The sequence below is a fragment of the Enterovirga sp. genome (assembly GCF_035325185.1).
Lineage (GTDB): Bacteria > Pseudomonadota > Alphaproteobacteria > Rhizobiales > Beijerinckiaceae > Enterovirga.
The window spans coordinates 44,985-62,357 of sequence record NZ_DAOLAJ010000004.1 but is presented as its reverse complement, the minus strand read 5'-3'; the positions used below and the strand labels follow the sequence as shown (position 1 = coordinate 62,357).

The window sequence follows — 17,373 nt, the reverse complement described above, 5'->3', positions numbered from 1 at the left end:
CGTCCGACGTGGTCGGACAGCGCGCCCACGACGAGGATCGTGGCCAGCAGACCGAGGACGTAGGCGGCGAAGACCAGCGTCAGCGTGGACGTCGGGAAGCCCCATTGCTGCTGGGAGACGACGTAGAGCGGGGTCGGGGCGCCCGCCGCGGAGCCGGTCGCGGTCTCCCCGACCGGCAATCCCGTCCCGCTGGACCGGGTCGCAAGCTCGGTCACCGTGATCACCTCCGAGCAGATCGCGCGCGAGCAGCGCCGGACCCTTCCCAATCTCCTCGAGCAGGTTCCGGGCCTCAACGTCGTCCAGGCGGGCGGCCCCGGCGGACAGACCTCGGTCTTCATGCGCGGCTCGAATGCGAGCCAGGTCAAGGTGCTGATCGACGGCATCGATGTCTCCTACCCCTCCAGCTCGAACGGCACCTTCTATTTCGGCCAGATGCTGGCGAACGACATCGAGCGGGTCGAGGTGCTGCGCGGGCCGCAATCGGGCTTCTACGGCTCCGACGCCATCGGCGGCGTCATCTCGATCATCACGAAGAAGGGCGAGGGCCCGCCGAAGGCCACGGTCACGACCGAGGGCGGCTCCTACGGCACCTTCAACCAGTTCGGCTCGTTGTCGGGCTCGACCGACAGGTTCAACTACGCCTTCTCGGTCGGCCACTACAGGTCCGAGGCGACGCCCGTCACCCCGCCCGACCTCGTGCCGCCGGGCTGGCGCATCAATCCGAATCTCTACGACAACCTGACATTCTCGACGAAGCTCGGCTATGACTTCAACGAGTATTTCAGCCTGAACTATGCCGGGCGGCTCACCGATACGACGCTGCTCTTTACGGGCGACAGCAGCTATCCCGTGCCGGGCTCCTGGTATCCCGTCCCCGACGAGTTCCGCTCGCGCTCGGCGGCGCAGTACCAGTACCACCGCGGCGAAGCGGTCATCAATCTCCTGGACGGGCGCTTCCGCAACGTCTTCGGCGTCGGCTACACCAACGCCTACACGACCAATACGGGCGCGCCCCTCGCCGCCTTCGTCGATCCCTCCCAGACCCGCGGCATCGGCATTCGGACCCGCTACGACTACCAGGGCGATTTCCAGATCATGGACGGCCAGAGGCTGGTCTTCGGCGTGCAGCGCGACGACGAGTCGCTCTCGAACAAGGAGATCAATCCGAAGAACGGCAATACGGGCGCCTATGTCCAGCTTCAGCAGCAGTTCTTCGATCGCTTCTACCTGACCTCGAACCTGCGCTACGACGACAACGACGCCTTCGGCTCGCACACGACCTACCGCATCGCGCCGGCCTATATCCTGCCCTGGACCGAGACGAAGCTGAAGGGAAGCGTCGGGACGGGCTTCAAGGCGCCGACCCTGAGCCAGCTCTACCAAGACTATCCCGAATTCGGCTTCTACGCGAATCCCCGCCTGCGCCCCGAGACGAGCACGGGCTGGGATGCCGGGTTCGAGCAGCCGCTCTTCGACAACCGGATCCGCTTCGGGGCGGTCTATTTCGAGAACGACTTCAAGAACCTGATCAACTCGGTGACGGTCGGGCCCTTCACCTCGACGCTGGAGAACGTGGGGCGCGCCCGCGCCTACGGCGTCGAGAGCTTCCTCGACATCACCGCGACCGACACGCTCAAGATCAAGCTCACCTACACCAACACCTCGACGAAGGACGAGGACACGCACCAGGAGCTGCTGCGCCGGCCCCGCCACAAGGCGACGGCGGTGATCGACTGGAATCCCCTGCCGCTCCTGACCCTGACCGGCACGGTCATCTATATCGGCTCGCAGGTCGACGTGAACCGCAACTTCTCCATTCCGCGCCTGCGTACCGATCCCTATGCGATCGTGAATATCGCGGCGAGCTACAAGGTCACGGAATACATGAACGTCTTCGCGCGGGTCGACAACCTGTTCGACAAGCGCGTCGAGGATCCGACCGGCTTCCTGCGGCCGGGCCTCGCCGCCTATGCCGGCATCCGCGTCACGAGCTGGTGACCCGCCGTCGCACCAACCTGCGGCAGCGCGGAAATTGGGACTGGCTGCACAATGGCTGGGACGCCGCGTAAATGTCGATCGCCGTGGTCATGTTAGGGAGCGGCCCTCCGATCCCTTCAGCAATCAACGTCGAGTGGAAATAAAATGATCCGTAAGCTGGCCGTGGCGTCCCTGTTTGCCCTGGCGGTTGCAGGCTGCAATACTGAATCGCAATCGCAGCGCACGCTCGGCGGCGCGGCCATCGGCGCGGGCGGCGGCGCCCTGATCGGCGCGGCGGCCGGCGGCGGGCGCGGCGCGGCGATCGGTGCGGTCGCCGGCGGCGTGGGCGGCGCCCTGATCGGACGCGCGACCACGCCGAACAATTGCGTCTTCCAGGACGTCAACGGCCGCCGCTTCACGGGTCCCTGCCCCTGAGGCTTCGTCGCGAGGGACAAATATCATGCTGTTCGAAGGTGGCTTCACGTTCGCGAACTTCATCACGGATGCCTTCGCGATCTTCCTGTTCATCCTCTGGTTCTGGCTGCTCGTGGTGGTGCTGGGCGACCTGTTCCGCCGGCACGACGTGTCGGGACTGAGCAAGATCCTCTGGGTCATCCTGCTCGTCGTGCTCCCCTATCTCGGCATCTTCGCCTATCTCCTGACCCAGGGGAGCGGCATGGCCGAGCGGGAGGCGGCCCGCGCGAAGGCGGCCCAGGAGCAGCTGCGCCATATCGTCGGCTTCAGCGCGGCCGACGAGATCGAGAAGCTCGACCGGCTCAAGCAGGCCGGCTCGATCTCCGCCGACGAATACCAGCGCCTGCGGGCGCGCCTCGTCGGGTAGTCCCGCGGGAGTGGGAGCCCGCGCCGGGGCGTCATCCCGTCCCGGCGCGGGATTGCCCGTGTTCCGCCGAATGATCTTTCAGGCGGCCTGCATCAGCTCGATCAGCGTCTCGAGCAGCCAGTTCAGCCCCGGATCCCGGTCCCCCCGGCTGTGCCAGACCGCCTCGACCGGCACCTTCAGCGGCTCGTAGGGCAGGTCGAGCATGACCAGTTCCCCGCGCGCGACGGCTTGCCTCGCCAGCCGCTCGGGGAGGGTGGCGACCATGTCGGTTTCCCGGAGAATGTGCGGGATCGCGGCGAAATGCGGCAGGGTCACGGCGACGTGGGGGCCTGCCTCCTCGCTGTGCTCGCCCTTCGATTCGAGCAGGAGCCGCTCCATCCAGATGCGCCGCCACACGCCCCTGTCGTCGAAGAACCCGTCGACGCCCTGCTCCTCGCTCCCGGTGAATTCGGTGACGGCGAAAGGAAAGGCGAGCAGGCGCTCCCTGGTGATTTTTTCCGCGGCCAGCGGATGGCCGGGGCGCACCACCAGGGCTTCCGTCTCGGTCATCAGGCTGGTGCGGCGCATGCGGTCCGGCAAATTGCCGAACCAGCCGACGATGAAGTCGATGCGCCCGTCGTCGAGATGGCGGACGACGTCGGTGCGGTTGCACGGAAAGATGTACAGGGAAATCCTCGGCGCGATCCTGCGCAGTTGCGCGACCAGGCCGGTGAGCATGCAGATGGTCATATAGTCCGAGGCGGAAATCCGGAAGGTGCGTGTCGATTCCGAGGGCACGAAGGGCTTGGAGCTGACAGCATCCTCGATCAGCTTCAGGCCGAGACGGATGTCGGGAGCCAGTTGGACGGCGCGCGGCGTCGGCTCCATCCCGTTTTCTCCGTAGATGAACAATTCGTCCCCAATGGTTTTCCGCAGGCGCCCCAGGGCATGACTTATTGCGGATGCGGTGACGCTCAACTCTTTGCTTGCCACGCTTACGCTTCGATGCCGAATGACGGCGTCGAATACGCGGAGCAGATTCAAATCGATAGGAGGAATTGACATGCGTCAACCTTTTACGACGATCATTCAAATGATGAATGATATTCAGTATTTACACGACCTTTGATCTTGCCATAGTGCCGCCCCAGCGCGAAACGCTTTTCTTTCTTTGACGAGAACGCCAACGATGCCGGTAGTGCCCGTCAGGTACGACAGAGTATTGTCTATCGTCGGCGAAGTGGTTCGCATCGCTCTTCCAGCCCACGACCAGGATGATTCGAGCGGGCCCCGCTACGGCGATCTTGCGGTCATACAGGATGTCGACGGGGAGGCCCGGCTCGCGCAGGTGGTGAAGCTCGGGGCGGGCGAGGCTTCTCTCCAGGTCTTCGGCGGCACGCAGGGGCTTTCGACCCGCTCGCATGCGCGCTTCCTCGGCCATCCGCCGCGCGTCGCCTTCTCGGGCAATATTCTCGGGCGCGTGTTCAGCGGCGGCGGCGCCGTCGCCGATGGCGGCCCCAGCCTCGACCAGGACCCGCAGGTGGAGATCGCCGGCCCCTCGGCGAACCCGGCCCGGCGCAAGCTCGCCTCGCGCATGATCCGCACCAACGTGCCGATGATCGACGTGTTCAATTCCCTGGTCGAGAGCCAGAAGATCCCGATCTTCTCCACCGCCGGCGAGCCCCACGACGCGCTCCTGGCGCGGATCGGGGTCGAGGCCGAGGCGGATGTCGTGGTGTTCGGCGGGCTCGGGCTCACCTTCGACGATTACTGGCGCTTCCGGTCCACCTTCGAGGATGCGGGCGTCTTCGCGCGCACGGTCATGTTCGTGAACCAGGCGGCGGACCCGCCGCTGGAGCGGCTGCTCGTGCCCGACATGGCGCTCGCGGTGGCCGAGCATTTCGCGGTGGAGGAGAAGAAGCGCGTCCTCGTGCTCATGACCGACATGACCGCCTTCGCCGACGCGCTGAAGGAGTTGGGCATCGCCATGGAGCGGGTGCCCTCGAACCGCGGCTATCTCGGCGATCTCTATTCCCAGCTCGCGCGCCGCTACGAGAAGGCGGCCTCCTTCGAGGGCGGCGGCTCGGTCACGATCCTCACCGTCACCACGATGCCGGGCGGCGACGTCACCCATCCGGTCCCGGACAATACCGGCTACATCACCGAGGGCCAGTTCTACCTGCGCGACGGCTTCATCGATCCCTTCGGCTCGCTGTCGCGCCTCAAGCAGCACGTCGTCGGCAAGGAGACCCGTGAGGACCATTCAGCGGTCATGAACACGATGATCCGCTTCTATTCGGGCGCGCGCGATGCCGAGCGCAAGCAGGCCATGGCCTTCGAGCTGTCGGAATACGACCGGCGGCTCTTGCGCTACGGCGCCCTGTTCAAGGAGCGCTTCATGGACATCACGCTCTCCCGGCCGATCGAGGAGGCGCTCGATCTCGGCTGGAAGACCATGGCCGAGTGCTTCTCGCCGGAAGAGCTGCTGGTGCGCCAGAACCTTCTCGACAAGTACTATCCCGCCGCGCCGGTGGCCTGATCGCCGTGGCGCAGGTCACCCTCAGCAAGTCGCAGCTCAGCCGCGAGAAGGAGGCGCTCGCCTCCTATCGCCGGTACCTGCCCGCTTTGGACCTGAAGCGGCAGCAGCTCATGGCCGAGCGCAACAAGGCGCGCGCGGCCAAGGCGCAGCATGAGCACGACGCGCGCCGGGCGGTCGAGGAGGCGGGGGCGGCCCTGCCCATGCTCGCCGACCGCCGCATCGTCCTCGACGGGCTCGTGCGCGTGAAGTCCGTCCGCATGGGCGTCCAGAACGTCGCCGGCGTCCGGCTTCCGGTGGTGGGCGAGATCGAGCTGGAGGTCGCGCCCTACGGCTTCATGACCCGGCCCCACTGGGTCGATGCCGTGGTGCAGAGGCTCGAAGCCGCCATCCGGCTGCGCCTCGACTCGCGCATCGCCGACGAGCGGGTGGCGATCCTCGACAAGGCGGTGACGCGCATCTCGCAGCGCACCAACCTCCTGGAGAAGATCCTCATTCCCCAGGCCGAGAAGAACATCCGCCGCATCCTGGTCTTCCTCGGCGACGCCGAGCGCGCCGGCGTGGTGGCGGCCAAGCTCTCCAAGGGCAAGCGGGCGGCGGAGGCGGCATCGTGAGCATTGCAGCGATGCGCCGCGTGACCCTGTGCGGCCTGATCGGGGAGAAGGCGCAGGTGCTGGAGGGGCTGCAAGCCCTCGGCGTCCTGCACCTCATTCCCATGAAGGAAGCGCCACCGCTCACCCCGGTCGATCCGACCCAGATCCACCGGACGCAGACCGCCTTCCGCCACCTCACGGAGGCCTCCGACAGACGCCTGCCCTATCGCGCCGGCACCCCCTTCGACCTCGATGCCGTCGTGGCCGAGACCCTCGACAACCGCTCGCGGCTGCGCGCGCTGCGCGACCGCCGCGACGACCTCCAGAAGCGCATCGAGGACCTGGCCCCCTGGGGCGATCTCGCCTTCGCCCCGCTCGACGAGATGGGCGGCCAGCGCCTGTGGTTCTACCTGCTGCCGATCCGCGACCGCGCCGCCCTCGACCGGGTGGACCTGCCCTGGCAGATCCTGGGCAAGGGGCCGACGAATCTCCAGGTGGCCGTGATCTCCCCCGAGGAGCCGCCGGAAGACCTGCTGCCCGTGCCGCGCGTCCATACGGGCGCGGTGCCGCGCAGCCAGTTGAAGCGGGAGCTCGAGGACACCCTCATCGCGACCGAGCAGGCGGAGGCGGCCCGCGCGGAGCTGACGCGCTGGCGCCCCCTGATCGGCGCCTGCCTCGCCGCCTCCGCCGACCGGGAAGATCTGCGCGCGGCGGGCGAGCAGACGCTCGACCACGACGAGGTCTTCGCCGCGCAGGGCTGGGCGCCGGCCGAATCCGTCGCCGCGGTGGAAGCCTTCGCCGCCGAGCGGGGCCTCGCGCTCGTCGTCGAGGCGCCCTCGGCCGAGGATTCGCCCCCGACGCTGCTGACCGTCCCCGAAGGCGTCGCGAGCGGCAGCGACCTCACCTTCTTCTATACCAGCCCCGGCTATCGCTCCTGGGATCCGAGCTTCGTCGTCTTCGGCTCCTTCGCGCTGTTCTTCGCGATGATCCTGGGGGATGCGGGCTATGCGGCGGTCATCGCCGCCGGCACCGCGATCTTCTGGCGGCGCCTCGGACAGAGCGCGGCCGGCCGGCGCGCCCGCACCATGCTCGCGGCCATCGCGGGCACGGCCCTCGTCTACGGGATCGCCTGCGGCTCCTATTTCGGCGTGAAGCCGCCCGCGGGCGGCTTCCTCGCGGCCCTGGCCTTCATCGACGTCACCAATTTCGACGCGATGATGCTGCTCTCCGTCGCGATCGGCGCGCTGCACCTGACCATCGCGCTCGGCGCCGTCGCCTGGCTCAACCGCACGAGCGGGCGCGGCGTCACCGCTTTCGGCTGGATCGCCTGCATCTGGTCGGGAATGCTGCTCTGGCAGTCGGAAGGCCGGGCGGCCGAGATCCTCGCCTCGCTCGGGCTCGCGGGCGGGCTTTGCGCGGTCTTCGCCGGCGCCGCCGTGCAGCATCCGGTCAAGGAGCCGCTCGACTGGGCGCGGCGCCTCGGGGCGGGCGCCGTGGCGCTGACCGGCGCCACCAAGCTCTTCGGCGACCTCCTCAGCTATCTGCGCCTCTTCGCGCTCGGGCTCGCCAGCGCCTCGCTCGCCGGCACCTTCAACGCGCTCGCGACCGACATGCGCGCCACCCATCCGGGCCTCGGCGTGCTCTTCGCCATCCTCATTCTCGCGCTCGGCCACGGCATCAATTTCCTGCTCGGCCTGATGAGCGGGGTCGTCCACGGGCTGCGGCTCAATTTCATCGAGTTCTTCGGATGGGGCCTTACCGAGGAAGGCTACCCGTTCCGTGCATTTTCCAAGAGGGAGACGCCCTTATGAACGAATTGGTCATCGCCCTGGGCTGGCTCGGCGTCTTCGCGCCGATGGGCCTGGGCGCGCTCGGGAGCGCGATCGGCGTGTCGATCGCCGGTCAGGCGGCGATCGGAGCGATGGTCGAGACCGACGGAGGCTACGGGCGCTATATCGGCGTCTCGGTGATCCCGTCCTCCAACGTGATCTACGGCCTCGTCGTGATGTTCTCGCTCCAGCAGCCGATGACGGCCGAGAAGGCGGGCGCGCTGTTCGGCATCGGCATCATCGCCGGCCTCGTGCTGCTCCAGACCGCGGTCTGGCAGGGGCGGGCCTGCGCCAGCGCCATCGCCGCCTCCAAGACCAAGCCCGAGATCTTCGGCCTCAGCCTCGCGCCGGCCGCCATCGTCGAGGGCTTCGCGGTCTTCACCTTCGTGTTCGCACTGGTCCTCGCGCGCAGCATCTGATCCGGGAGAAGGCCCATGGCCGAGCAGCCGAACGAATTGCGCACCTCCTCCGGCGTCGACGGGCTGATCTCCCGCCTGCGCGACGAGGGGGTCGGCGCCGGCCGGCGCGAGGCCGAGCGCCTCGTGCGGGACGCGCAGGCTCATGCGCGTGAGATTCTGCGGGAGGCCGAGGCCGCCGCCGAGGCCCGCACCGCCCGGGCCGCCGCCGAGGCCGAGGCCCTGCGCCGCGCCGGGCAGGAGGCGCTGAACATCGCCGCCCGCGACGCGGTGCTCGACCTGAAGGACAGGCTGACCCGCCGCTTCGCCGAGGAGGTGGCCAAGACCGTCTCCGGCGCCATGAAGGACGAGGACCTGCTGAAGCGGATGATCCTCGCGGTCGCGGGGCGCGCGCGGGAGGAGGGCGGCATCGACCGGTCCGCGGAGGCGGTGGTCGAGCTGCCGCGCGAGGCGGTGGGCCTCGACGACCTGCGCCGCAGGCCGGAGGAGCTGGTGGAAGGCTCGCTGGTGCATTTCGCCGCCGCCTCGGCCGGGGCCATGCTGCGCGAGGGCGTGACGCTCGCCCGCTCCGAGGACGAGGAGGGTGGCATCCGGCTCCAGCTTCTCGACCGCGGCGTCAGCATCGACCTGACCGACAAGGCGGTCGCGCAGATCATCCTGTCGCATCTCCAGCCCCGCTTCCGCGCCATGCTGGAGGGCATCATTCGATGATGGGAGGGACGGCCGAGCCCTACATCATGCTGATGGCGAGCCTGCCGGCTCTCGGCCCCCTGCTCGGCAGCCAGGCGCCCGCGATCACGGCGACGCGGCTGGAGGAGCGCCTCGGCTACCTCGACCCGCGCGACCGGGCCGATCTCGACGCGTTGCGCGCGGGCCTGTCCTGGAGCCGGCTCGCCCTCGGCGAGGACGACGGCACCTTTCTCGCGCGCATGGATGCGGCGATCGCGCGGCTGCGGAGCCCGATTTTGCGCGATGCGGTCCGTGACCGGCTGGAGCTGCGCACCCTGGCCGCCGCCCTGCGGCGGCGCGCGGCGGGGCAGGAGGCGCCACCCGCGGGCGAGCGCTGGGGCTACGGGCGCTTCGTCGAGGTGATCCGGGCCAATTGGGCGCAGCCCGATTTCGGGGTCGGCCGCTCCTTCCCCTGGCTCGCCAAGGCGCGCGAGAGGCTCGAGGCGGGCGATTCGGCCGGCCTCGAGCGAATCCTGCTCAAGGCGGCCTGGGACGCCGCCGCCCGCTATGCGGACGGGCATGTCTTCGATTTCGAGGCCGTCGCCTTCTACGTCGTGCGCTGGTCCCTCGTCGACCGCTGGGCGCGCTACGACGTCGCCGCCGCCACCACGCGCTTTTCGGAACTTCTCGACGCCGCGACCGCCGACGTCGCATTCCCCATCGGAACGAATCCATGACCGTCGAAGCCACCGCCACCATCGTGGCCGTGCAGGAGGACATCGTCCGCCTGCGCCTGATCGACCCCGCCCGCGGCCGCCTGATGAAGAACGAGGTGGTCTATATCCGCCCGGCCCGCGCGCCGGGGCAGCGGCTGAAGGCGGAGGTTCTGCGGGTCCTCGGCGACCAGGCCGACGCGCAGGTCTACGAGAGCACCGCCGGCGTCGGCCTCGGCGACGAGGTGGAGCAGACGGGCCTTCTCCTGTCCATCCGCCTGGGCCCCGGCCTCCTCGGCCAAGTGTATGACGGCCTTCAGAATCCGCTCGAGGCCCTCGCCCAGGGGCACGGCACCTTCCTGCCGAAGGGCGTGGCCGCCCCGGCCCTGCCGCCGGGGGCGAAATGGACCGTCACCGCCACGCGCCGCGTCGGCGAGCGCGTCCGTGCGGGCGACGTGCTCGCCACCGTCCCCGAGGGGCCGATCCTGCACAAGATCATGGTGCCCTTCGCGCTCGACGAGGATTGGACCATTGACTGGATCCGCGACGGAAGCATGACGGTCGACGAGCCCATGGCGCGGCTGAAGACGGCCTCCGGCGCCGTGCGCAACGTGACCCTGGCGCAGGACTGGGCGGTGCGCCAGGCGCTGCCGCGCCACCTCTTGCGGCGGGGCTATTCCACCCGGCTCTATCCCTCCGAGCCCATGATCACGACGCAGCGGCTGATCGACGCCTTCTTCCCCGTGGCGCAGGGGGGCGCGGCCTGCATTCCGGGCCCCTTCGGCGCGGGCAAGACGGTCCTGCTGAACCTCATCGCGCGCCATTCGGACGTCGACGTCGTGATCCTCGTCGCCTGCGGGGAGCGCGCCGGCGAGGTGGTCGAGACCATCACCGATTTCCCGCGGCTGAAGGATCCGCGGACCGGCGGATCGCTGATGGATCGCACGGTGATCGTCTGCAACACCTCCTCGATGCCGGTCGCCTCGCGCGAGGCTTCCATCTATACCGGCATTGCGCTCGGCGAATATTACCGGCAGATGGGCCTGCGCACCCTGATGATCGCGGACAGCTCCTCGCGCTGGGCCCAGGCCATGCGCGAGACCTCCGGCCGGCTCGAGGAGATCCCCGGCGAGGAAGCCTTCCCCGCCTATCTCGACAGCGCCATCAAGGGCGTCTACGAGCGCGCCGGCGTCATCCAGACGAATGACGGCTCGGTCGGCGCCTTCACCATCATCGGCGCCGTGTCGCCGGCCGGCGGCAATTTCGAGGAGCCGGTGACGCAATCCACCCTCGCGGCGGTGAAGTGCTTCCTCGGCCTGTCCTATGACCGCGCCTACAAGCGCTTCTATCCGGCGATCGACCCGCTCACCTCCTGGTCGCGCTACCGCAACCAGCTCGCCGCGTGGTCGGCCGAGCATATGGGCCCCGACTGGATGGCGCGCGTCGACGAGATGATCTCCCTCCTCAATCGCGGCGACGAGATCCAGCGCATGGAGCAGGTGGCGGGCGAGGAGGGCATCAGCTCGGACGACTACCTGGCCTCGGAAGCGGCGAAGTTCGTGGACATGGTGTTCCTGCAGCAGGACGCCTTCGACGCCGTCGACAGCTCCGTGTCGCTGGAGCGGCAGAAGCAGACGTTCAACCAGGTCTATGCGATCGCGACCAGCCGCTACGAATTCGCGAGCAAGGAGGATATCCGGACCTTCTTCGTCAAGATGACGGGCCTGTTCAAGAACCTGAACTACGCTGCGCCCGGCACGCCGGATTTCCAGCGCCTCTCGGAGGAGATCAAGGCGCTGAACGACAGCGTGCCGGTGACCTGAGCACTGCCTCCCCGAAGAACCAGAAGGGTCCGCGACCGCCTTGCAACTGAACCTCATCCAGATCCTGGGACTGCTCGCGGGAGGGCTGGCGCTCTTCCTCTTCGGCCTGGAACTGATGACCGACGGCCTCAAGGCCATTGCCGGGGCGCGCTTGCAGAGCCTGCTCGGCAAGCTCACCGCCAACCGCTTTCGCGGCGTGCTGGCGGGGGCGGGCGTGACGGCGCTCCTGAACTCCTCCACCATCACCACGGTGCTGCTGGTCGGCTTCGTCTCGGCCGGGCTGATGACGCTGGGTCAGGCCGTGCCCATGATCATGGGGGCCAATGTCGGCTCGACGCTGACTGCCCAGATCATGGCCTTCGACGTCTCGCGGCTCACGCCCTTCATGCTGGCGCTCGGCTTCTTCTCCTATGCCTTCGCCGGGCGCCCGCTCGTGCGGCAGCTCGGTGGGGTGGTGCTGGGGCTCGGCCTCCTGTTCCTCGGCATCCAGTTCATGGGCGATGCGACGCGGCCCCTGCGTACCTTCCAACCCTTCATCGACGCGATGCAGAACATGAGCAATCCGCTCCTCGGCATCGCCGCGGGGGCGATCTTCACCGCCGTCGTGCAGAGTTCGGCCGCCACCCTCGGCATCATCATCGCGCTGGCGAGCCAGGGGCTGATCCCGCTCGAATCCGGCATCGCGCTGATCCTGGGAGCGAATGTCGGCACCTGCGGGACGGCGCTGCTCGCCGCCATCGGCAAGCCGCCGGAAGCCGCGCAGGTGGGCGTGGTGCATCTCCTGTTCAATGTCTTCGGCGTCTTGCTGTTCGTCTTCATCATCCCGCAATTCGCCGATTTCGTGCGCTTCATCTCGCCTGCTGCTCCCGGACTCGAAGGCACGGCCCGGCTCGCCGCCGAGACGCCGCGGCAGGTGGCCAATGCGCATACCATCTTCAGCGTCGCGGGCACGCTGGTGCTGATCTGGTTCACGACCCCCATCGCCCGGCTCGCCGAGCGCATCGTGCCCCCGTCCCCCGCCGACGAAATGGAGAAGATCGGCGATCCCGCCTATCTGGACGACGACGCCCTGATCCTCCCGTCGCTGGGCATCAAGCAGGTCCAGATGGAGACCGAGCGCCTGGGGCTGCACGTGACGGATCTCGTCCAACGCGGCCGCGAGGTGCTCCTCAACGGCGAGGGGACCGAGATCGAGGCGCTGCTCGCGCGGGAACACGAGGCGGACCGCCTGTTCACGGCGATTCTCGGCTATCTCGGCCGCCTGTCGCAGGTCGAGCACTCCCAGGTGGAGGGCGAGCGGATGATCGCCCTCGCGCAGGTCGTCACCAGCCTCGACGGCATCGGCGAGGTGATCACGACGAATCTGGTGGGCATCGGCCGGCGCTGGCAGGCGAGCGGGGTCGACGCGGCGCAACTGAGCGACGAGAGCACCTTCGCCTATGCCGATGCGGTCATCGCGAATCTCGGCGAGGCCGTGCGCCTGGTCGCGCGGCCGGACGAGGCGGTCGCGCGCCGGGTCGTCGATGCCAAGGCGGAGATCGAAAAGCTGGCGGAAGCTGCCCGCAATGCCGTGCTGAGTAAACTTCAGTTGACCAGCGGCGCGGATGTCTCCAATTTCCGGCTGGCCAGCGATTTGATAGAAAAATTCAAGGAAATCGCTCGTCTATCGCGGGTTATTGCCAGATCCATGCAAGGATTTGCGCCAGATCAACAAGGCGAGGAGCATCATGGGGAAGAAAAAGAAGAATAACGAGGCGGGGCAGGCCGCCGAGGCTGCTCTCCCCGCCGCCGAGGCCGATGCGCCGCGGGAGAAGATGAAACGCTCCGAATACGAGGCCGATCTCGCCAAGCTGCATGCGGAGCTGGTGAAGCTCCAGTTCTGGATCAAGGAAGCCGGCAAGCGGATCGTCGTCGTCTTCGAGGGCCGGGACGCGGCCGGCAAGGGCGGCGTCATCAAGCGGCTCACCGAGCGGGTGAGCCCGCGCAGCTTCCGCGTCGTAGCCCTGCCGGCGCCGACCAAGCGGGAGCGCAGCCAGATCTACTTCCAGCGCTATATCGAGCACTTCCCCGCCGCGGGCGAGGTCGTGATCTTCGATCGGAGCTGGTACAACCGCGCCGGCGTCGAGCGGGTCATGGAATTCTGCACCGACGAGCAATACGAGCGGTTCCTGCGCATCACCCCGGCCTGGGAAAAGGACATCATCGATTCCGGCATCATCCTCATCAAATATTGGTTCGAGGTGAGCAAGGAGGAGCAGACCAGGCGCTTTACCCAGCGCATCGACGATCCGCGCAAGACCTGGAAGCTCAGCCCGATGGACCTGGAATCGCACCGGCGCTGGTACGACTATTCGAAGGCGCGCGATGCCATGTTCGCGGCGACCGACACGGATATCTCCCCCTGGTACGTGGTGCAGGCCAACGACAAGCGGCGCGCCCGGCTGAACTGCATCAGGCACTTCCTCGGCCTGATCCCCTACGAGGAGGTCGAGCGCAAGAAGGTCACGCTTCCCGACCGCCAGAAGGCCCACGGCTACGAGGAGCCCGACTATCCGTATAAGCTCGTCCCGCAGCGGTACTGAGACGTCTCGACAGGTTGTTGAAAAGCCAATGTCGTCAGTCCGGTTGACGGACGCGAGGCGTTCGAAGCTTCTCCTGTCATCCCCTTCCCCTCCGCTGTGCTCCGGCCGGGGACGACAAGGGGAGCGCTTCACCCGCATCGTGGGGCCTGCGAAGCAGGAACCTGGGACCGACCGCCGGGGAGAAGCTCCTGCCCGCCATGACGGGCGGTTCAGGGCGCCTCCGGCGCCGCCGCGATCTCCGCCTCCACCTCGGCCGGGTCGAGGTCGTAATGGCGGGAGCAGAATTCGCAGGTGATGCCGATGCGGCCGTTCTCGCCGACCATGTCGCGCCGGTCCTGGGCGGAGAAATTGCGCATCATGGCCATGATGCGCTCGCGCGAGCAGCGGCAGGCTTCGCGGATCGGCTGCTCCTCGAAGACGCGCACGCCGCGCTCGTGGAAGAGGCGGTAGAGAAGGCGCTCGCTGGAGACCTGCGGATCGACCAGCTCGTGATCCTCGATCGTGGCGGCGAGGGCGCGCGCCTCGGTCCAGGCATCGTCCTCGGCCGGCTCTCCTTCGGGCGCGTGACCTGCCGGCGCGTCGCCCGGATGGAAATCGGAACCCCGCGCCCGCTCGGGCGCGGCCGGCAGGAACTGCACCATCAGGCCCCCGGTGCGGTAGCGGCGCCGGCCCTCGGAATATTCCTCGGCCACGGCCAGCTTCACCTGCGTCGGAATCTGCTCCGATTGCCGGAAATACAGGTGGGCGGCCTCTTCCAGGCCCTGGCCGTCCAGCGAGACCACGCCCTGGTAGCGGCTCGCCTGGCTGCCCTGGTCGATGGTCATGGCGAGGATGCCCCGGCCGAGCAATTCACCCGTGCGCGGATGCTCGCCGAGCGCGGCGAGGCGCGCCTCGTCGAACCGGGCATAGGCGCGCAGCCGGTCGGGGGCGTCGAAATCGACCACCACCATGTCCACGGGCCCGTCCGATTTCGTCTGGAGCTGGAAGCGGCCGCTGAACTTGAGCGCGGAGCCGAGGAGGACCGCGAGCGCGGCAGCCTCCCCGATCGCGCGCGCGACCGCATCCGGGTAGCGGTGCCGCGCGATGATCGTGTCGATCGCGTCTCCGAGGCGCACGACGCGGCCGCGCAGGTCGAGAGCCTCGACCGCGAAGGGCAGGACGACGTCGTCCCGGCCCTCGAGGGGGACCTCGCTCATCGGGAGCCGGCCGCGCCGAGGCACCAGGCGAGGATGCCCTTCTGGGCGTGGAGGCGGTTCTCGGCCTCGTCGAAGACGACCGAATGCGGCCCGTCCATGACCGCGTCGGTGACCTCCTCGCCGCGATGGGCGGGGAGGCAATGCATGAAGATCGGATCGCGCGAGGAGGCCGCCATCAGCCGCTCGTTGACCTGGTAGGGTGCGAGCAGGTTGTGGCGATGGCTCTCGTCCTCGTCGCCCATCGAGACCCAGCAATCGGTCACGATCGCATCCGCCTCGGCCACCGCCTCGAAGGGGTCGCGGGAGACGGCGAGATCGGCCCCCTCGCGCGCGGCCCAGTCGACGAGGTCCAGCCCCGGCGCCAGCTCCGCCGGGGTGGCGACCCGCATGCGGAAGCCGAGCCGCGCCGCCGCCTGGATCCAGGAGGCCAGCACGTTGTTGGAATCGCCCGTCCAGGCGATGGTCCGGCCCGTGATCGGCCCCCGGTGCTCCTCGAAGGTCATGACGTCGGCCATGATCTGGCAGGGATGGGAGACCTTGGTCAGGCCGTTGATCACCGGCACCGTGGCATGGGCGGCAAGCTCGGCCAGCATGTCCTGCTCGAGGATGCGGATCATGATCGCGTCGACATAGCGCGAGAGGACGCGCGCGGTGTCGGCGACCGTCTCGCCGCGCCCGAGCTGCATCTCCGCGCCCGTCAGCATGATCGTCTCGCCGCCGAGCTCCCGCATGGCGACGTCGAAGGAGACGCGCGTGCGGGTCGAGGGCTTGTCGAAGACCATGGCCAGCATCTTGCCGGCGAGGGGACGCTCCGCCGGCACCTCGCCACGGCGCCGGCGTGCCTTCAGAGCCGCGCTGGAATCGAGCAGGCGGCGCAGCTCGGCGCCCGTGAAATCGGCGATGTCGAGGAAGTGCCGCGGTTCGGAATGGCCGTTCCTCATGCCGCAGCCCCCACGATCTTGGCGGCTGGGGCCTGGGTCTGCGCCTTCATCCCGGCCTCGACCTGCGCGCAGGCCCGGTCGAGCCGGGCGATCGCCTCCGCCACCTCCTCCTCGCCGATCGTGAGCGGCGGCAGGAGGCGCGCGACATTGTCGCCGGCCCCGATCACGAGGAGCCCTTCCGCCTCGGCCGCCTTGACGAGGTCGGTATTCGGGACGTGGAGCTTGAGTCCGATCATCAGCCCCTCGCCCCGCACCTCGGCGACCACGGCCGGATGGCGGTCCTTGATCTCGGCGAGGCGCTGCTTGAGCAGGAGCGCCGTCTGCCGGACATGGTCGAGGAAGCCCTCCGCCAGCACGATGTCGAGCACCGCATTGCCGACCGCCATGGCGAGCGGGTTGCCGCCGAAGGTCGTGCCGTGCGTGCCCGGCACCATGCCCTTGGCCGCCTCGGCGGTCGCGAGGCAGGCGCCCATCGGGAAGCCGCCGCCGATCCCCTTGGCCACCGCCATGATGTCCGGCGCGATGCCGGCCCATTCATGGGCGAAGAGCTTGCCCGTACGCCCGACGCCGCACTGGACCTCGTCCAGGATCAGGAGGAGGCCGTGCTGGTCGCAGAGGGCGCGGATCGCGCGCAGGCGCTCCGGCGGCACGGGCCGGACGCCGCCCTCGCCCTGGATCGGCTCGAGCAGGATCGCCGCCGTCTGCGGGCCGATCGCGGCCTTGAGCGCCGCGTCGTCGCCGAAGGGCACCTGGTCGAAGCCGGGCATGTCCGGGCCGAAGCCCTCCATGTATTTGCGCTGTCCGCCCGCCGCGATGGTGGCGAGGGTGCGGCCGTGGAAGGCGCCCTCGAAGGTGACGATGCGGTTCCTCTCCGGGTGGCCGCTCGCCGCATGGTATTTGCGCGCCATCTTGATGGAGGCTTCCAGGGCCTCCGCGCCGGAATTGGAGAAGAAGACGACATCGGCGAAGGTCGCCTCCGCCAGCCTTTTCGCCAGCCTCTCGCCGAGCGGGTTCTGGTACAGGTTCGAGATGTGCCAGAGCTTGGCCCCCTGCTCGGTCAGCGCCGCGACGAGATGGGGATGCGAATGGCCGAGCGCGTTCACCGCGATGCCGGAGCCGAAATCGAGATAGCGTCGGCCCCCTTCCGCCACGAGCCAGGCACCTTCGCCCCGCTCGAAGGCGAGGGGTGCGCGCGCATAGACGGGCAGGATCGACGAGGTCACGGGGCTTCTCCGCATTCGGGCGCTCGGGCCCAAAACGTCAAGCGCCGCCTCCACG

Annotated in this window: 16 protein-coding genes and 1 pseudogene; 12 read left to right on the top strand and 5 right to left on the bottom strand. The window is 68.5% G+C overall.

Annotated features, from left to right (window positions below):
• A pseudogene (locus tag PKD06_RS01695) lies at window positions 1-215 on the bottom strand (MFS transporter); the annotation flags it as partial.
• Window position 216: 1 nt separating this feature from the next.
• Between PKD06_RS01695 and PKD06_RS01690 the strand changes: the two are divergent.
• The 3 genes from PKD06_RS01690 (at window position 217) to PKD06_RS01680 (ending at window position 2,818) form a co-directional block, all read left to right on the top strand.
• Complete coding sequence (locus PKD06_RS01690) at window positions 217-1,998, top strand: TonB-dependent receptor (RefSeq protein WP_324377108.1); 1,782 nt, start codon at window positions 217-219, stop codon at window positions 1,996-1,998.
• Between the two features lie 144 nt (window positions 1,999-2,142).
• Window positions 2,143-2,412 (top strand): YMGG-like glycine zipper-containing protein, encoded by a 270-nt coding sequence (locus PKD06_RS01685; protein WP_324377106.1) that lies wholly within the window; start codon window positions 2,143-2,145, stop codon window positions 2,410-2,412.
• Window positions 2,413-2,437: 25 nt separating this feature from the next.
• The gene (locus PKD06_RS01680) at window positions 2,438-2,818 is read left to right on the top strand and encodes a PLDc N-terminal domain-containing protein (protein ID WP_324377103.1); all 381 of its coding nucleotides are present in this window, start codon (window positions 2,438-2,440) and stop codon (window positions 2,816-2,818) included.
• A 78-nt stretch (window positions 2,819-2,896) separates the two neighbouring features.
• On the opposite strand, the gene PKD06_RS01675 is transcribed toward PKD06_RS01680, so the two are convergent.
• Window positions 2,897-3,862, bottom strand: a complete 966-nt coding sequence (locus PKD06_RS01675) for a LysR family transcriptional regulator (RefSeq protein WP_324377101.1) — start codon at window positions 3,860-3,862, stop codon at window positions 2,897-2,899.
• Between the two features lie 124 nt (window positions 3,863-3,986).
• Between PKD06_RS01675 and PKD06_RS01670 the strand changes: the two genes are divergently transcribed.
• From PKD06_RS01670 to ppk2, 9 genes are all read left to right on the top strand, one after another.
• Window positions 3,987-5,336: a V-type ATP synthase subunit B gene (locus PKD06_RS01670; RefSeq protein WP_324377099.1), complete on the top strand. Its 1,350-nt coding sequence runs from the start codon at window positions 3,987-3,989 to the stop codon at window positions 5,334-5,336.
• A gap of 5 nt (window positions 5,337-5,341) precedes the next feature.
• Window positions 5,342-5,947: a V-type ATP synthase subunit D gene (locus PKD06_RS01665; RefSeq protein ID WP_324377097.1), complete on the top strand. Its 606-nt coding sequence runs from the start codon at window positions 5,342-5,344 to the stop codon at window positions 5,945-5,947.
• Window positions 5,944-7,737 (top strand): hypothetical protein, encoded by a 1,794-nt coding sequence (locus tag PKD06_RS01660; protein ID WP_324377094.1) that lies wholly within the window; start codon window positions 5,944-5,946, stop codon window positions 7,735-7,737. Before PKD06_RS01665 ends, PKD06_RS01660 begins: the two co-directional genes overlap by 4 nt.
• Complete coding sequence (locus tag PKD06_RS01655) at window positions 7,734-8,174, top strand: ATP synthase subunit C (RefSeq protein WP_324377093.1); 441 nt, start codon at window positions 7,734-7,736, stop codon at window positions 8,172-8,174. Before PKD06_RS01660 ends, PKD06_RS01655 begins: the two co-directional genes overlap by 4 nt.
• Before the next feature lie 15 nt (window positions 8,175-8,189).
• Window positions 8,190-8,882: a hypothetical protein gene (locus PKD06_RS01650; RefSeq protein WP_324377091.1), complete on the top strand. Its 693-nt coding sequence runs from the start codon at window positions 8,190-8,192 to the stop codon at window positions 8,880-8,882.
• Complete coding sequence (locus tag PKD06_RS01645) at window positions 8,879-9,577, top strand: hypothetical protein (RefSeq protein ID WP_324377089.1); 699 nt, start codon at window positions 8,879-8,881, stop codon at window positions 9,575-9,577. Before PKD06_RS01650 ends, PKD06_RS01645 begins: the two co-directional genes overlap by 4 nt.
• A complete protein-coding gene (locus PKD06_RS01640) occupies window positions 9,574-11,376 on the top strand; it encodes a V-type ATP synthase subunit A (protein ID WP_324377087.1) in 1,803 nt (600 codons plus the stop codon). The genes PKD06_RS01645 and PKD06_RS01640 overlap by 4 nt, the downstream gene beginning before the upstream one ends.
• A gap of 40 nt (window positions 11,377-11,416) precedes the next feature.
• Window positions 11,417-13,126, top strand: coding sequence for a Na/Pi cotransporter family protein (locus PKD06_RS01635; protein WP_324377085.1), 1,710 nt, complete (start codon window positions 11,417-11,419; stop codon window positions 13,124-13,126).
• A gap of 64 nt (window positions 13,127-13,190) precedes the next feature.
• Window positions 13,191-13,958 (top strand): polyphosphate kinase 2, encoded by a 768-nt coding sequence (gene ppk2 / locus PKD06_RS01630; protein ID WP_324377143.1) that lies wholly within the window; start codon window positions 13,191-13,193, stop codon window positions 13,956-13,958.
• A 209-nt stretch (window positions 13,959-14,167) separates the two neighbouring features.
• On the opposite strand, the gene PKD06_RS01625 is transcribed toward ppk2, so the two are convergent.
• Genes PKD06_RS01625 through PKD06_RS01615 form a run of 3 tightly spaced genes read right to left on the bottom strand, consistent with a single transcriptional unit; the run spans window position 14,168 to window position 17,318 of the window.
• Window positions 14,168-15,154: an Hsp33 family molecular chaperone gene (locus PKD06_RS01625; protein WP_324377084.1), complete on the bottom strand. Its 987-nt coding sequence runs from the start codon at window positions 15,152-15,154 to the stop codon at window positions 14,168-14,170.
• Complete coding sequence (gene argF, locus PKD06_RS01620) at window positions 15,151-16,095, bottom strand: ornithine carbamoyltransferase (RefSeq protein WP_324377082.1); 945 nt, start codon at window positions 16,093-16,095, stop codon at window positions 15,151-15,153. Before argF ends, PKD06_RS01625 begins: the two co-directional genes overlap by 4 nt.
• Window positions 16,092-17,318, bottom strand: coding sequence for an aspartate aminotransferase family protein (locus PKD06_RS01615; RefSeq protein WP_324377080.1), 1,227 nt, complete (start codon window positions 17,316-17,318; stop codon window positions 16,092-16,094). Before PKD06_RS01615 ends, argF begins: the two co-directional genes overlap by 4 nt.
• Window positions 17,319-17,373 lie beyond the last annotated feature (55 nt).

Excerpts from the sequence above, each read along its gene's own strand:
- PKD06_RS01685 (WP_324377106.1), top strand. The coding sequence starts at position 2,143 with ATGATCCGTAAGCTGGCCGTGGCGTCCCTGTTTGCCCTGGCGGTTGCA.
- PKD06_RS01680 (WP_324377103.1), top strand. The coding sequence starts at position 2,438 with ATGCTGTTCGAAGGTGGCTTCACGTTCGCGAACTTCATCACGGATGCC.
- PKD06_RS01675 (WP_324377101.1), bottom strand. The coding sequence starts at position 3,862 with ATGTCAATTCCTCCTATCGATTTGAATCTGCTCCGCGTATTCGACGCC.
- PKD06_RS01670 (WP_324377099.1), top strand. The coding sequence starts at position 3,987 with ATGCCGGTAGTGCCCGTCAGGTACGACAGAGTATTGTCTATCGTCGGC.
- PKD06_RS01655 (WP_324377093.1), top strand. The coding sequence starts at position 7,734 with ATGAACGAATTGGTCATCGCCCTGGGCTGGCTCGGCGTCTTCGCGCCG.
- PKD06_RS01650 (WP_324377091.1), top strand. The coding sequence starts at position 8,190 with ATGGCCGAGCAGCCGAACGAATTGCGCACCTCCTCCGGCGTCGACGGG.
- PKD06_RS01645 (WP_324377089.1), top strand. The coding sequence starts at position 8,879 with ATGATGGGAGGGACGGCCGAGCCCTACATCATGCTGATGGCGAGCCTG.
- PKD06_RS01640 (WP_324377087.1), top strand. The coding sequence starts at position 9,574 with ATGACCGTCGAAGCCACCGCCACCATCGTGGCCGTGCAGGAGGACATC.
- ppk2 (WP_324377143.1), top strand. The coding sequence starts at position 13,191 with ATGAAACGCTCCGAATACGAGGCCGATCTCGCCAAGCTGCATGCGGAG.
- PKD06_RS01625 (WP_324377084.1), bottom strand. The coding sequence starts at position 15,154 with ATGAGCGAGGTCCCCCTCGAGGGCCGGGACGACGTCGTCCTGCCCTTC.
- argF (WP_324377082.1), bottom strand. The coding sequence starts at position 16,095 with ATGAGGAACGGCCATTCCGAACCGCGGCACTTCCTCGACATCGCCGAT.